The sequence below is a fragment of the Bifidobacterium castoris genome (genome assembly GCF_003952025.1).
Classification (GTDB): Bacteria; Actinomycetota; Actinomycetes; order Actinomycetales; family Bifidobacteriaceae; genus Bifidobacterium; species Bifidobacterium castoris.
The window spans coordinates 1-15272 of sequence record NZ_QXGI01000010.1; the positions used below are offsets into that span (position 1 = coordinate 1).

Annotated in this window: 14 protein-coding genes; 4 read left to right on the forward strand and 10 right to left on the reverse strand. The window is 65.9% G+C overall.

The features are described from left to right. Positions 1–14: 14 nt before the first annotated feature. The 3 genes from D2E22_RS09165 to D2E22_RS09175 all read right to left on the reverse strand — a co-directional run bounded on the left by D2E22_RS09165 (position 15) and on the right by D2E22_RS09175 (position 2159). On the reverse strand, positions 15–563 hold the full coding sequence (locus D2E22_RS09165; protein WP_126032807.1) for a low molecular weight protein-tyrosine-phosphatase: 549 nt from the start codon (positions 561–563) through the stop codon (positions 15–17). A gap of 25 nt (positions 564–588) precedes the next feature. Beyond that, complete coding sequence (locus tag D2E22_RS09170) at positions 589–1278, reverse strand: dihydrofolate reductase (protein ID WP_126032808.1); 690 nt, start codon at positions 1276–1278, stop codon at positions 589–591. 80 nt (positions 1279–1358) lie between these two features. Next, complete coding sequence (locus D2E22_RS09175; RefSeq protein ID WP_206431421.1) at positions 1359–2159, reverse strand: thymidylate synthase; 801 nt, start codon at positions 2157–2159, stop codon at positions 1359–1361. A gap of 237 nt (positions 2160–2396) precedes the next feature. Here D2E22_RS09175 and D2E22_RS09180 point away from each other — a divergent pair, with 237 nt between their 5' ends. After that, a complete protein-coding gene (locus D2E22_RS09180) occupies positions 2397–2810 on the forward strand; it encodes an OsmC family protein (RefSeq protein ID WP_126032810.1) in 414 nt (137 codons plus the stop codon). Between the two features lie 105 nt (positions 2811–2915). Here D2E22_RS09180 and D2E22_RS09185 read toward each other — a convergent pair whose 3' ends face one another. From D2E22_RS09185 to D2E22_RS09195, 3 genes are all read right to left on the reverse strand, one after another. Then, on the reverse strand, positions 2916–3962 hold the full coding sequence (locus D2E22_RS09185) for a universal stress protein (RefSeq protein ID WP_164518496.1): 1047 nt from the start codon (positions 3960–3962) through the stop codon (positions 2916–2918). Between the two features lie 305 nt (positions 3963–4267). Continuing rightward, a complete protein-coding gene (locus D2E22_RS09190) occupies positions 4268–5071 on the reverse strand; it encodes a C40 family peptidase (RefSeq protein WP_126032811.1) in 804 nt (267 codons plus the stop codon). A gap of 198 nt (positions 5072–5269) precedes the next feature. Then, entirely contained in the window at positions 5270–6211 is a 942-nt protein-coding gene (locus tag D2E22_RS09195) for a CHAP domain-containing protein (protein ID WP_126032812.1), read from the reverse strand. Positions 6212–6709: 498 nt separating this feature from the next. Here D2E22_RS09195 and serC point away from each other — a divergent pair, with 498 nt between their 5' ends. Then, positions 6710–7849, forward strand: coding sequence for a phosphoserine transaminase (serC, locus tag D2E22_RS09200; protein ID WP_126032813.1), 1140 nt, complete (start codon positions 6710–6712; stop codon positions 7847–7849). Positions 7850–7920: 71 nt separating this feature from the next. Here serC and manA read toward each other — a convergent pair whose 3' ends face one another. Next, entirely contained in the window at positions 7921–9279 is a 1359-nt protein-coding gene (gene manA / locus D2E22_RS09205) for a mannose-6-phosphate isomerase, class I (RefSeq protein ID WP_126032814.1), read from the reverse strand. 131 nt (positions 9280–9410) lie between these two features. Here manA and D2E22_RS09210 point away from each other — a divergent pair, with 131 nt between their 5' ends. Further along, positions 9411–9671 carry a hypothetical protein gene (locus tag D2E22_RS09210; protein ID WP_126032815.1) on the forward strand — a complete coding sequence of 87 codons (261 nt, stop codon included), beginning with the start codon at positions 9411–9413 and terminating at the stop codon, positions 9669–9671. A 37-nt stretch (positions 9672–9708) separates the two neighbouring features. Here the strand turns inward: D2E22_RS09210 and D2E22_RS09215 are convergent, their stop codons facing one another. Next, positions 9709–11001: a sensor histidine kinase gene (locus D2E22_RS09215; RefSeq protein ID WP_164518497.1), complete on the reverse strand. Its 1293-nt coding sequence runs from the start codon at positions 10999–11001 to the stop codon at positions 9709–9711. Positions 11002–11139: 138 nt separating this feature from the next. Here D2E22_RS09215 and phoU point away from each other — a divergent pair, with 138 nt between their 5' ends. Then, positions 11140–11820, forward strand: a complete 681-nt coding sequence (gene phoU, locus D2E22_RS09220) for a phosphate signaling complex protein PhoU (RefSeq protein WP_126032816.1) — start codon at positions 11140–11142, stop codon at positions 11818–11820. A 100-nt stretch (positions 11821–11920) separates the two neighbouring features. Here phoU and D2E22_RS09225 read toward each other — a convergent pair whose 3' ends face one another. Together D2E22_RS09225 and D2E22_RS09230 are read right to left on the reverse strand one after the other, a co-directional pair. Next, complete coding sequence (locus D2E22_RS09225; RefSeq protein WP_126032817.1) at positions 11921–12916, reverse strand: zinc-binding dehydrogenase; 996 nt, start codon at positions 12914–12916, stop codon at positions 11921–11923. After that, positions 12913–15066: an oleate hydratase gene (locus D2E22_RS09230; protein ID WP_126032818.1), complete on the reverse strand. Its 2154-nt coding sequence runs from the start codon at positions 15064–15066 to the stop codon at positions 12913–12915. The genes D2E22_RS09225 and D2E22_RS09230 overlap by 4 nt, the downstream gene beginning before the upstream one ends. Positions 15067–15272 lie beyond the last annotated feature (206 nt).

Here is a 15272-nt window from a genome sequence, read left to right on the forward strand (position 1 = left end):
CGACGGCCTCCCGCTCAGCGCTGCTCGTTGTCGACCTGCTGCTCGACGTAGTCGGCGATATGCGGGGCGACCTCCTCGATCTGGTCGATCGCCGTCTCGAATTCGCGCATGCCGCCATACCACGGATCGACGAGGTCGATCTCACCTTCATGCCCCGGCTGCGGATCGGGCAACGACGGGTCGAAGCTGCGGTACATATGCACCTCGCTGCGCTTGCTCAGCGGCAGCATATGCATCAGCGCGTTCATATGGGAGGCGGTCATCGGCAGGAACAGGTCGGTGTCGTCGATCTCCTGCCGCGTGATGCGATGCGCGAAATGCCGCGCGGGAATCTCATAGCCACGTTCCTTGAGCACCTTGACGGCGCGGCGGTCGATCGGGTTGCCGTACTCCTCATCGCTGACGCCGCTCGACTCGACGCGGACACGGTCGGCGAGCCCGCGCTTGGCGAACTCATGCCGAAGGATGATCTCCCCCATCGGCGAACGGCAGATATTGCCGGTGCACACGGTCATGACGGTGTATGGCTTCGTCTCTGTCCTCTTCACGTTCCTGTCCCTCATATGGGCCGTCATACGGCCACGGTTGTTATTCGGTCGGCGTCCCCTCGGCGCGCCGGTTCTCGAGCGTCACGTAACGGTATCCCCGAATGTCGCCGTCGGCGTGTTCCGGACGCATCCACTCGCTGCGTTCGACGACCTCCCAATCGTCGGAGTGCAGCACCTTGTCCAGATCGGGGGCGTAGGTGTCCGCGTCCACGTCGGCGTCGATCTGCGTCAGATAGATCTTCGAGGCGATCGGCAGCATCTGTTCGAAGAGCTGCGCGCCGCCGATGACCCAGATCTCGCTGCGGTCGAGGCCGTCGTCGGGGATCGCCTCCTGGCGGGCCAGGTCGAGCGCCTCCTCAACGTCGCACACGACGGTCGCACCCGGCGCCCGGAATCCGCGGTCATGCGTGAGCACGATGTTGTCGCGGTTCGGCAGCGGACGGAACTTCGGGTTGAGCGCCTCCCAGGTCCTGCGTCCCATGATGACGGGATGTGAGACGGTGAGCGCCTTGAAACGGCGAAGATCCTCGGGAAGGTGCCACGGCATCGTCCCCTCGAATCCGATGGCGCCCGAACGACCGTCCTTGTCGTTCGCCTGCGCCCAGATCAGGTTGATCGAGAAGGTCTTGGCGTAGTCGTCACCCCAGTCGTCCTCGAGCTCAGCCTCAGCAAGCCCGGCAAAACCGGGCACGGGTTCGTGATAGCCACTGCGGCTACTGTCATGCTCCATTTCGTCTCCTTGAACGTAAGTAACCGGGTCACCAGTCTATGCAATCCCGGCGACGCCCGGCCCCACGGCGGCGGCGCGGCTCAGACGGCGATCGGCGCCTTGATCGTCGGATGGTACCGGTAGTCGACGATTGTGAAGTCGTCGTAACCGTAGTCGAACAGCGAATCGGCCTTGCGGATCTCAAGACGCGGGTACGGATACGGTTCGCGCGACAGCTGCTCGAGCACCTGATCCACATGGTTGTCGTAGATGTGGCAGTCGCCGCCGGTCCAGACGAACTCGCCCGGCTCGAGTCCCGCCTGCTGCGCCATCATCATCGTCAGCAGCGAATAGCTCGCGATGTTGAACGGCACGCCGAGGAACATGTCGCACGAACGCTGGTACAGCTGGCAGCTGAGACGGCCGTCGGCGACGTAGAACTGGAACAGCGCATGGCACGGAGGCAGCGCCATATGCTCAACCTCGGCCGGGTTCCAAGCGCTGACGACCATGCGCCGCGAGTCCGGATCGTTGCGGATCAGATCGAGCACGTTCGAGATCTGGTCGATCGTGCGGTTCGGATCCTCGGGCGTCGGCGCCGGCCAGCTGCGCCACTGCACGCCGTAGACCGGTCCGAGGTCGCCGTTCTCGTCGGCCCACTCGTCCCAGATGTGCACGTTGTGTTCCTGCAGCCAGCGCACGTTGCCCGACCCCTTGAGGAACCACAGCAGCTCGTAGGCGATGCCCTTGAAGAACACGCGCTTCGTCGTCAGCAGCGGGAAGCCCTTCGCCAGGTCGAAGCGCATCTGCTGGCCGAACAACGAGATCGTGCCGGTGCCGGTGCGGTCGTTCTTGAGGTTGCCCTCCATCAGGATCTTGCGCAGCAGATCCTCGTACGGCATCGGGATGTCGGTGTGCGGACGCGACGGCACGTCCTGCTCGCGGATTCGCTGAAGGTCTTGCTGAGTCAATGGCATGATTGTTCATCGTAATCGCTGGAGATGACTAGTCGCATATACCATCGTTGCGAGACCAAAACGGGATGCGGAATGCGTCGGCGTGGCGACACGGCGGGGCATGGACGCGCATAGAATATGCCTTGACAGGACCAGCGGCGACCGCCGCGGAAAAGAGGACATATGAGCAAGCGACTGTGGGTCGAGAAGAACAAGGACGGCTCGTGGGACGCGTTCAGTGACGACGGCGCCCACATCAAGTTCGGCAAGGACCGCGGCCAGTTCACGCCGGGCGACCTGATGAAGATCGCGCTCGCCGGCTGCGCGGCGCTCTCGAGCAACTTCGCGATCGAAAGCGCGCTCGGCGAGGGGCACGGCGCGAAGATCGTCGTCGACGGCGCCTACGACGCCGACAACGACTCCTACATCAACTTCAACGAGCAGGTCGTCATCGACGCGACCGACGCCTCGCTGAGCGACGAGGACGTCGAGAAGCTCAAGAAGCGCGTCAAGGCGCACATCGAAAAGGGCTGCACCGTCATGCACACCTACGAGCAGGAGACGCCGGTGCGCATGGACATCGAAGTGCGCCGCTGAGCGCGCTCCCGCCATCCACCGCAGCGCCCATGCGGCGCATGAAGGGCGGCCGTCCGCACCTCGCCGGTGCGGACGGCCGCCCTTCGTCCGTGGCTGGAGAATCCGTCAGTCGTCCTGCTTGTCGCCTTGGTAGTCGGCGGCATTCGGATCGATCTTGATCTCGATCTCGCGCTCGACGTCCTCGTCGGCGCGGTCGACCGGCACCTCGGTGACGAGCTCGTCGAGCGTGATGGTGACGGTGGGCTCGCCTTCCTTCTCGGTGCGCTGCTCCTCGGCCTCGACGAACTTGCGCGGCACGACGAGCACCGGGGACACCGAATGCTGCAGCAGGCCCTGGCTCGTCGAGTTGAACAGCAGGCCGGTGAAGCCGCCGCGGCCGCACGAGCCGACGACGACGACGTCGTGGTCGCGGCTCGCCTTCGTCAGCGTCTCGACGGCGTTGCCGGCGACGATGTTCTCACGGACGTTGAGCTCCGGATACTTTGCGAGGATCGGCTTGAGCCGCGCGCCGAGCTCGTCCTCGAACCTGCCCCGCACCTCGTCGTCGTCCAGATTCGTGTTCGACGGCACGACGGTGATCACATCGAGCTGCGCGCCCCACGCATGCGCGAACTGCGCGGCGAGCTCAAGCGCGCGGATGCCCCACTTCGTGTCGTCGGAGCCGACCGCGACCTTCGTGATGACGTTGTTGAGGTGCATCAGGTTGCCCTTGTCGTCGGTGTACGGCACGACGACGATCGGGCAGTACGCGTAGGCCGGCAGGCTCGAGCTCGTCGTGCCGAGCAGGCGTTCGGCGAGGCCGCCCTTGCCGCGGTTGCCGATGACGATGAGGTTGTAGTTGCGCGACAGCTCGACGAAGACCGACGACGGGTCGCCGGTCACGATGAGCGTCTGCGCGTCGACGCCCTGTTCGTCAGCGATCGCCTTCGCCTTCGACAGAATTTCCTGCGCGTCATTGTGCGCGGCGTTGTCATCCCCCATCGCCGTGTACGTCGCGTCGAAGGAGACGGCGGCGTAGCTCGGCAGCGAATACGCGCACACGATCTGCAGGCTCAACCCGACGTGTTTCGCGTAGTTGGCGGCCCACCACGTCGCCTTGTAGCTTGCATGCGATCCATCGACGCCCACCAGAATCGTATTGTCGTTCACCATCAGAGACCTCCTTGCCCAGCACAACCTTCTCTTCGGTTGGTTTCCACGTTCAAGAATACCGTGGTTTTCCTTCGGCTCCTACCTTATCAGCGGAAAAGCCGCCCCACGTTACGCCGACAGCGCCTCTGAGCCGCTTCCTCTGCGTCCCGCTCCGTCACACAATCCGATCGACGAACCGGCCCGTTTCCGGTACGAACCGTCGACCAAGAGGACGCACCCGCCCGCGAATACCCCTCCGCTCACAAAAAGCGAGGGTGCGCGGTCGAACCGCGCACCCTCGAGAAAAGCGAAATGTGGGATTGGGATCACAGCACGCGACGGATGGAGTATCCGCCCGAGAAGACGGCGAGGCTCGTGATCTGCGTGCCCTGCGTCGGATTGAGCGCATTGACGACCATGCCGTTGCCGACATAGATTGCGGCGTGCATGCCGTTGGCGATGATGTCGCCCGGCTGAGCCTGTGCGAGGCTCGGCACGGCGACGCCGACGGTGGCCTGCTGGCCCGACGTGCGCGGCAGCGAGATGCCGAACTGGCCGAACACCCACTGCACGAAGCCGGAGCAATCCCAGCCGGACGGCGACGTGCCGCCCGCGACGTACGGCGCGCCGACGAACTTCGATGCGAAGTCGGCGATGGCCTGACCGTTCTTGCTCGTCGGCACGGGCACGCTCGGCGTCTGGGTCTCGGCCTGAGCGGCCGGGGTCTCCTCGACGACCGGTTCACGCTCCTGGCTGCGGCTCGCTGCGGCGGCGGCCTCCTGCTGCTCACGCGCAGCGGCCTCGGCCTGCTGACGCGCGGCCTCCTCCTCCGCCTGCTTGCGCGCTTCTTCCTCTTCCTTGGCCTTCTGTTCGGCATCCTTCTCCGCGGTCGACTTGGTCTGAGGAACATTCATGCTCTCCAGGCCACCCCAGTTGGAGTCCTCGTCGACGTTCGTGGAGGTGGCTTCGGCGAAGAAGTTGGTCTTCGCCGTGTTCACTTTGGGGAATGAGCGTGTCGAGACGACGTAATTCGAACTCGACGCTGCATCATCTGCGACAGCCGCAGGCGCACCCACAAGCAGGGATGCGGCGAGTGCTGCAGCGGTAGTAATCGAAATAGAACGTTTCATCTTTTTCATCGTCCTCTACGCTAGCATATGCTCGATGCGCCGCTCAGGGACCGACTTATCGAAACACATTGCCGCCACTTGCGACACGCCGATTGCAATCGCTATCTCAATCTCAGGTATTATAGAGGCTTTTTCTTCCACCGGCTTGCGTCGGCCATGCGATCGACATCGAGCCGTCGCGACGACGGGACGGCGGCGTCAGTAGTGGATATAGGTGAAGGTCTTCGCCTGTTCGGCAGTGAACTCGCGCTGCGAGATGACGCCGAGTCCTTCGACGTTGGATTCGGAGATGCGGATCGACCCGTCCGGATTGACGGCCTCGACGATCGCGACGTGGCCGTAGTAGCTGTGCGCGCCCTCCTGGCCGGGCGCGAACACGAGCACGTCGCCGACGTCGCGCGCCTGATTGTCGACCCAATAGCCGAGCGCCTGCGCCGAGGCGCCCCAGCTGCGCGCGTCGCCGAAGTGGGATCCGGTGCTCAGGCCGAGCTGGTGGCGGCGTTCGTACGACCACCATGTGCACTGTCCCCACGGGTAGGCGTTGCCGGTGTCGCCGGTCGCATGGTTCGCGTCGAAGCCGGCCGGAAGCTGTCCCTCGTCCTTGTCGACGAGCTTCGAGACCTTGTCGTTGTACGCCTTCGCGGTCGTCAGCGCCGCCGCGTCCTTGACGGTGTTCGTCTCGCCGAGGTTCCAGCTGCCGGTGACGGCAGTCGATTCCTGACCGTCGATCGCCTCACGCACATCCGAACGGGAGGCGCCGGCATCGGTGACGCGCGCGATGTCGAGCGTCTGCGTCGTCTCCGCGCCGTCGGCGAGCGGCGCCAGCAGATCCTCGTCCGTCTTCATGAACGCCATCGACGTGGCCGCGGTTCCGACGAGCGCCGCAAGCGACGCCGAAGCGAGGATCGTGTTGCGGCGTTGCGCGGCACGCGCGGACTCACGGATCGAGCGGCGCGTCAGCGGCGCCACCTCGTTGAGTTTGCGGGCGAGCGCCGGATCAAGGCCGGCCACTTCGCCGTCAGCGGCTTTGCTGGCGTAGACCGATTCGGCGGAATGCGCACCGTGCTTCGTGGTAAACAGGGACTTCGTCAGGGCTATAGCGCCTGGACCCTTGCGGGTCGCGTGGGCAGCATGCCTCATACGTAAATCACTCCTTATTCAACGTTGCTCAACTGCGTGCACGGCGTGCGTGCGTTCGACTCACAAAAGAACAGGGTACATCATCAAAACGCCAAATCGCGTCGTATCCGCGTTTCCGCGACCGGGCCCGACTGCCGGCGCACTCCGCCAAAACCAAAACAGCAGTAGCGATTCCGCGTTCTCCGGCGATGAACGGCGAGCTGTCAAATCTTCACATTTCGAAGCGCGTGCGCCGCATGTCCCCGTCCATACGTCATCACCGACCCCTTCCGTCGGCAAGGTCGACGGACGCACCCGCAAAACGACCCTTCCGCGCCTCATCCCATCGGCCGAGCCAACGGAACCACCCGCAACGGCCCGATCCGTCGATCGCCTCGACGAACCTGTCCGCGGGCGCAAGCATGATGCACGACCCCGACGGTTCCGCCCCACCCCGAACGTCCGCGACCACGTCCATCCATGCCGCGTTTTTCCTTTGCTTTAGCTACGCTGGAAGGCATGGACACAATCACGATTCCGCAGTCAATGCTTCCCGAGGACGCCCGCTTCGGCTCCGGCCCGAGCAAGATCCGCCCCGAGCAGATCGAAGCCCTCGACTGCGCCGCGCTCACCGTGCTCGGCACCTCCCACCGCCAGGCCCCCGTCAAGGACATCGTCGGCTCGATCCGTGAAGGCCTCGTATCCTTCTTCTCGATTCCCGACGGCTACGAGGTCGTGCTCGGCAACGGCGGTGCGAGCGCGTTCTGGGACATCATCTGCGCATCGTTGATCACACGCCAGGCCGCCTGCAGCGTCTACGGCTCGTTCAGCGGCAAGATGGCCGCATCGGCGGCATCGGCGCCGTTCCTCGAACCGCCGGTCCTGTTCGAGAGCGAACCGGGCACCTACTGCGTGCCCGAACGAACCGAATACGTGGACACTTACTGCTGGGCGCAGAACGAGACGTCGACCGGCGTGCAGGCGCCCGTCTACCGCATTGACGGCTCGCGCGAGCAGGGCGCGCTCATCTGCATCGACGCGACGAGCGGCGCCGGCGCGATCCCGGTGGACATCGCGCAGACCGACGCCTATTACTTCTCCCCGCAGAAGGCCTTCGGATCCGAAGGAGGCCTGTGGGTGGCCGTGCTCTCCCCCGCCGCGATCGAGCGCGCCGAGGGCGTGCGCCGCAGCGCGAGCCTCGAGGGCGCACGCCGCTGGATCCCGCCGTTCCTGTCGCTGACGTCGGCGATCGCCAACTCGCGCAAGAACCAGACGCTCAACACGCCGGCGCTCGCGACGCTCGTGCTGCTCAACGAGCAGGTGCGCTGGCTCAACGAGAACGGCGGCCTGCCGTGGGCGTCGGCGCGCTGCCGCCGTTCGTCGGACATCGTCTACCACTGGGCCGAGCACTCCTCCTACGCGAGCCCCTTCGTCACCGATCCGGCCGCGCGCTCGCAGGCGGTCGTCACCGTCGACCTCGACGAGTCGGTTCCGTCGGCGAACGTCATCGCCGCGCTGCGCGACAACGGCATCGTCGACGTCTCCGGATACCGCAAGCTCGGCCGCAACCAGCTGCGCATCGGCGTCTTCCCGTCGGTCGAGCCCTCCGACGTCGAGGCGCTCGTGCACTGCATCGACTACGTCGTCGAACGCCTCTAGTCCCACCCCAAGATCGCGGATGCCCCACGAAACGCCGATGTTTCGTGGGGCATCCGCGATCTTGGGGTGGCTCAGAACGGCGTCGACGCCATCAGATACGAGCCCGAGCCCCCGCCGACGCGCGCCCACCCGTCGGCCGCCGGGATGAACACGGCCTCGCCCTGACGCAAGGTGCGTGAACCGGTCTCGGTCGTGCATACGATCTCGCCCTGCGTGCACAGCAGCACGCGCGGACCGGCGTGCGGTACGACGCCGCGGCCGCGCACCTGCTGCACGAGCGCGTCGTAGCGCACGGCGAGGCGGTCGACGATCGGCCATGGTTCGGCGGCGTCCACGTGGCCGTAGGCGAGCACATACTCGCTGACGCCGGGCTTGTAGAACACGACGTCGCGCATGAGCAGCGCGCCGAGTCTCGAATCGGATGGATTGACGGGACTCGACGGACGGCAGTCGACGCATTGCAGCAGATTGGCGATGTCCTTGTGCTTGACCGTCATGCCGGCGCGCAGCACGTTGTCCGAATTCGTCATGATCTCGGCGCCGGTGCCGTATATATAGGCATGCGGGACGCCGGTCGGCAGGAACACCGATTCGCCCTCCTCTAGCCGTACCGGGTTCATCATCAGCAACGCGAGCACGCTAGTGTCCCCGGGGAATGCGCGTGCGGCGCGCAGCGCGAAGTCGAAGGCCATCGCGTTGCGCGCATGCGGCGCCTGCGCGGCCGCCTGCAGCAGATCGTCGACGAGTTCCCGCGGATCGCTCGACGCGGCCGTGACCGCCGTATGGAACGCGCGGAAGACGCGTTTGCGTGATTCCGGCCACACCGTCGCGGCGACCGGCATCATCATGTCGGCCTGCGCGAAGGAATCGTCGCCGCGCCGTCCGCCGGAGGCGAAGGCCTGCGCCATCCGCTGCGCGACCGGCGAACGCAGCAGCTGCAGATTGCGCAGCGCGAAGCCGTGCGACGCGAAACCCACCGAGGCGAGGAACGGCTCGAGCGCGACGACCATCTCGCTTTTCGCGTTCATGTCCTTGAACGAACGCTCCGGCGCATCCATGGCGATGCCCTGCCGGTTCTCCATGTTGAAGCCCGCGCGCGCCTGGAAGTCGACCGGATGCACCTGCAACGACAGCGGTTCGTCGGCGGCGATCGTCTTGAACAGGAACGGCAGCTCGGGACCGAACTCGGCGACGCCGCGCGCGCCCACCATCGCGTCCGGATCGCGGGCGATCATGTCGGTGAGCGCGATCGAACGCGTCACGCCGTCCCCGTCCGGCACGTCGATCGTCGACGGCGACTGCGCGTGCCCGCTGAACCACATCTCGGCGAGCGGCCCCTGCGCGTCGGAGCCGCCCAGATGGAACATCCGCTGCAGGCTGCCGTGCGATCCCCACGCGTAGCGTTTGGGCACCGGATGGATCGTGTACACGCGCGCGTTCCTTTCTGCCGTCCGTCCGAACGCCCCCATTGTACGCGATGGCCCTTGGCGCCGGCATGCACGTCTGGATCAGCCCGGAGGATGACGGCGCCCTGTCCCCGCCTGTATTAAGGTTGAGGTTTATGAAGTTTGCCCCGATCATCGATCCGCACGCCCGGCGTCCCATGCCGAAACCGGTGCAGGTGGACCTTCGCAAGGCATTCATCTTCGGCATCGCCTTGTGGACGGTCGCGCTCATCATATGCGTCTGCTGCTGGTATTTCACCCATGTCCGCTGGTTCCAGATGGCCATGTTCATCTGCGCGCTCGGCGTGCTCATCGGCTTCGCGCTGCTCGTCTGGGAGCATTTCGATCGCTCCGACTACCGCCGGCTCGGCCAGTGACGTATGACGCATCGCCCGCCGGCACCGCCGCCGACGGCTATTCCTGTTTCGCCATCGGCAGCACGAGGGTGAAGGTGCTGCCCTGCCCGGGACGGCTCCACACCTGCACGCTGCCGTGATGCGTGAGCGCGACATGCTTGACGATCGCGAGCCCGAGTCCGGCGCCGTCGGCCGTCCGCGCGTTCTGTCCGCGTCCGCGGTAGAAACGTTCGAAGATCCGCTGCTGTTCGTCCTCGGGGATGCCGATTCCCCGATCGATGACGCGGATGACGGCGTCGCGTCCGTCGCGGCTCGCGCGCACGTCGACGCTGACGGTCGCGCCGCCCGGCGAATACCGGAGCGCGTTGTCGAGCAGCTTGCCGATCGCGGCGCGGATCTGCGCGCTCTCGCCGTGCACGACGAGCGTGTCGTCGCCGCGCACGGTGATGCGCTGCCCATGTTCGGCGGCGAGGGGCCGCGCGACGTCGACGGCCGCCTCCACCTCGGCGAGCACGTGCAGCACGTTGTCGACCGTCGGCGTGACCTGTTCCTGCGCCTTGATGAGCAGCAGCAGGTCGCCGATCATATGGTCGATGTAGCCGATCGTGCGGCGCACGCTGCGCGCGTCGCGCGCGATCTGCCGTTCGTCGAGCCCTCCCCGTTCGAGAGTCTCCGCCAGATGCTTGAGTTCGTCGCTCGGCTGCACGAGGCGTTGCGAGACGTTCGCGATGAAGTCGTCGCGCACCTGCGCGAAGCGCACCGATTCGCTGACATCGTCGAGCAGCACGACGACGAGCCCCTCCGAGATCCTGCCGACGGTGACGTTGAGCCAGTTCGGCCTGCTCACCGTCCTGATACGCGGCAGTCCGTCGTCGTCATCGGCGTCGGCGGCATAATCGATATCGGCGAAGCGGCGCGGCGTGCGCGTCATCAGCTCGAGCGTGCGCCGGCCGCCATGAGCGCGCACTTCGCGGACCGCCTCGGCGATCGGCACCGACACGATCGCGTCGTCGTCGACGACGCCGAGACGGTAGGCGTCGGGGTTCGCGCGCACGACCTCGTCTTCGTCATCGACGACGACGGCCGCGGCCGGGATCATCGTCAGCAGCGCGGCCGTCGAATCCTGCAGATCGTCGTCCCCGTCGCCGTCGTCGTCCCCGTCGCGTTTGCGGCGTCTGCCACGCCAGCGCGACAGGACGTCGTCGATGCGTTCCGTGAGCGGCATGCCGTCGGTCGCACGCGTGAACAGCGGCGCGAGCGCGTCGGCGAGCAGTATCCCCAATCCGACGAGCGCGCCGAGAGCGAACAGCGCGAAGGCCGCGGCGATGATGGCGGACGTTTCGATATGCATACCGCCATTGTGGCACACCGCGACGCCGTATCGGGAGCCGATGTGGACGAGCGGTTGGTTTCTCCGGGCGTGTCCTCTACACTGGTGACACGGCAGGCCGCCGCAGGAAGGCGCGGCCGATGAATGAAAGGCGGGAAGATGCGCGTTATCTTCAACGAGGGGCTCAAGGCCGTCGCGGACGACCTCGATCATATGGTGCGCAACGTGCGCGACGCAATCCACGGCGCGGGGGCGGCGCTGCTCAGCCAGGATCTCGACGCCGCGCAGAAGGTCATCGACGACGACGCCGAGACCGATGCGCTGTCCGCGTCGATCGTCGACCAGTGCGTCGAGCTGCTCGCCCGGCAGAATCCGGTCGCCACCGACCTGCGCGTCGTCGTGTCGACGATGCGTCTGGCGATCACCTTCGAGCGCATGGGCGACCTGGCCCGGCACATCGCCGAGGCCGCGCGCCGCACCTACCCGGATTCGCCGCTGCCGGCGAACGCCGTCGACCTGTTCCGGCAGATGCAGGACTTCCTCGACATGACCGCCGACCGTCTCGTGACGATGCTCGCCGACCGCGACACGGACACGGCCGACGAGATCATCCGCGACGACGACCGTCTGGACGATCTGCACCGCAAGACGCTCATGCTCGCGCAGTCGGACGATTTCCCGGGCACGAACCAGCAGCTCATCAACGTCGTCCTCATCGGGCGTTTCATGGAGCGCCTCGGCGACCATTCGGTCTCGGCCGCGCGCCGCGTCGTGTTCATCGTCTCCGGTTTCGATCCCGCGAAGGAGCCGGCGCGCGACGAAGGCACCGACATCGACTGACGTCGGCGCGGCGCCGCTGCGCCGACCGTGGACGGACGATACAAGTTATCCCCGGCATCCGTTGTGGATGCCGGGGATAACTTGTAGGTGGCCGGACGGGTCAGCGGTCCATGTCCACGACGAGCTTGCCGGTGGCCCGGTGTTCAGCGAGCGAGCGCAATCCCTCGACGAGATCGGCGAACGGCAGCACGCCGGTGATGAGCGGGTCGAGCTCTCCCTGGGAGACCATCGACAGCACGTCCGACGCCATCGTGCCGAGATCGCGCTGCTCGACTGGGTTGCCGGAGGCGTGCGCGCCGCCGAGGTTGACGGCGTCGACGCTCAGTGCGCGCGCGAACATCCGGCCGCCCGGGATCGGCGGCACATCGACGATCGTGACAAGCTGGCCGTTGTAGGCGAGCCTGTCCAGATCGCGTTGCGCCTCCCGGCCGCTGACCGTATCGACGATGAGGTCGGCGCCCAGACCGCCGGTGAGTTCGCTCACGCGCGCGTCGACGTCCTCGGTGCGGTAGTCGATGATGGCGTCGGGGCGCACATGCTCGCGCACGAATTCGACGTTGCGCGTCGAGCACGTCGTGAGCACGGCGACGCCGTGCATCTTCGCGAGCTGCGCGGCGATGCCGCCGACCGCGCCGGAGCCGCCGTGGACGAGCGCGGTGCGCACGAGGTTGAGGTTCGGCTTGCGGTTGATCGTCTGGTAGGCGGTGAGCGCGCCGCACAACAGGCCGGCGGCGGTCGCGTACGGCACGTCGTCCGGGATGAGCGCGAGCTCGTATGCCGGTGCGCTCACGTATTCGGCGAAGCAGCCGTCGTGGCGCAGGTCTCCGTGCCCGGCGACGCGCATGCCGACCTTCCATGTGCCCTCGACGCCTTCGCCGATGCCGACGATCTCTCCGGCCATGTCGAGTCCGAGGACATGCGGATAGGTCCAGGCCGGGTTGCCGCCTTCGGCGAGCTTGTAATCGACCGGGTTGAGGCCGGCCGCGTGCACCTTCACGAGCACATGGCCGGGCCCGGCGACCGGATCGGGGACGTCGGCGAGCCTGATCGCATCGATGCCGCGCGCCTGCGCGTCGGGGATCACATACGCCTTCACTTGGCGACCTTTCCGCTCGTCTCGGAGCCGCCCTCCGGAGCGGTGAACCGCTCCTCGGTCTCCGGCTCATCGGAGCCGGATGGCTGCGGGTCGACGCTTTCCTGCGCCGGCGTGATCGCGGCGGCGGCCTCTTCGGCGGCCTTGTCCGGGAAGGCGGCCTTCTCGGCTTCCTTCGCCTCGTTCATCAGACGCTCCTCGTCCATCTCGCTGAACGAGGCGTCGAAGCGCATGCCCGGCTTCATGTTCACCGGACGCTGGGGATCGGCGAGGGCTCCGAAGGTCTTGAGCATCTCGTAGATGTAGGTGCCCTTCGTGCGGTTGAGCGCGACCTCGATCGCCTTGCGTTCGATGCCGTTGCGCCCGAAGGTCGTCAGCGGCTCGCCGTCGCGCAGCTTGACGGCCGCGTTGAGCATGTCGCGCACGTCGTATTCGCTGTTCCACACCTCCGGGACGCCGCGGTCGACGTCGCACAGCGTGTAGACGGCCTCCATGCCGGTGCGCATCGAGTATTCGGTCGTGAAGATCGTGTCGCGCGGCTCCTCGGCGAACTGGCCGATGAACGCGAAGTTGACGGCGCCGTCGGGCACGACGTCCGGACGGTCGCCGAGCTCGCGCGGCATGAAGAACGCATCCACGTACGGCATCATGACCGGGATCGTGTTGCAGTGCTCCGAGGCGAGCTCATGGATGCGGTCGGTCGGCACGCCCATATGGTAGAGCCACTCCTCGCAGATCTCCTCGCCGGTGCAGTCCTGCATCTTCTTGCGGATGTAGTTGCCGGGGTTGTCCGGCAGCAGCGCGTCGATCCAGACGCTGATCTGGTCCTTCGGCTGGTCTCGGAACTGCTGCTGGCGGTTGATCGTCCAGCTCATCAGCCAGTTGGAGTCCTCCACGCTGACGATGCCGCCGGTCACCGTATGGCCTCCGAACGGGGAGCGTCCGGTGATCTTCTCGATGTACGGGATGATCTCGTCGTCGAGCGTCGTCGCGGTCGCGCTCATCCACTTCGTCAGGTTCGGATCGTAGATGAACTTCTCCGGATGCCCGAAGCTCGGGTCGACGGCGGCGATGCGGTTCCACGTGTCCCAGCCGTTGCCCGGCTTGAGCGACGGGTCGAAGCCGGCCGGCGTGTTCTGGTTGCCCTCGGTCGTCGACTCGACGAGGCCGCCGTTCGTGATGAAGACGAAATCATCCTCGGTGAGCTCCATCGTCTTCGTCTCGTTATGCTTGAGGTCGGTGACGACGAGCGTCTTGGCGACCTTCTTGTTCGGCGTCGAATACGGGTTGCGCGGGAAGGCGCCGTTCTCGGCCTGCGCGCGGGCGATTTCGTCCATCGCGACGTTCGTGAACTCGCGCTTCGGTCCCATCTCGGTCTCGCTGACCTCGAAGGTCACGTCGTCGACCGAGGTCTGCATGTGGAACTGCACATCATGCGCCTTGAGGTAGTTCATCAGCGGCAGCACCATCGACTCGTACTGGTTGTAGCGGGTGAAGCGCAGCGCCGAGAAGTCCGGAAGGCCGCCGATGTGATGGATGAAACGGTGGATGTAGCGGCGCATCTCGAGCGCCGACTGCCAGTTCTCGAACGCGAACATCGTGCGCCAGTACAGCCAGAAGTTCGAATTGAGCACCTCGTCGTCGAAGTAGTCAGTGATCTTCTTGTTCGCCAGCTCGTCCTCGGTGGCCAGATACAGCTTGAGGATCTCCATGACGGCCTTGTCGGACAGGCCGAATTTCTTGTCCGTGTGCGCGTCCTGGCCGCGGCCCTTCGTCGCTCGGCACTTCGAGAAGTTCGGGTCCTCCTTGTTGAGCCAGTAGTAGTAGTCGAGCATCGAGACGTGCTCGTCCTCGATGCTCGGCACGTCGCGGTAGACGTCCCACATGACCTCGAAATGGTTGTCCATCTCGCGGCCGCCGCGCATGACGTAGCCCTCGCCCTTGATGAAGGCGCCGTCGAGCGCGCCGCCGGGCAGGGCGTCCTTGTCGAACACATGGATGTTCTTCCCCGGCATCTGCGCGTCGCGCACCAGATAGAACGCGGCCGTCAGCGCCGCCAGGCCGGTGCCGATGATGTAGGCGCTCTTCTTCTCGACGCCTTCCGGCTTCCTCGGATGCGCGAACGCCTCGAAATTGCCTGCGGAGTAGTACATGGTGCCTCCTTCTTCACGGCCTCGATCCCGCGAAGACGTGTCCACGCCGACTTTCGGCGCTCCGCTTACCATCGTCGGCCCATCCGAGTCCGGCGCGCGCGGAGGTTCACTGACAGCGTCCGACATGGACGTTTCGCAGCCGCATGGGTTATGGAAGACCGTGACGCCGCGCACAGATGACGGACCGCCGCGCTCGTCCCGTCCAC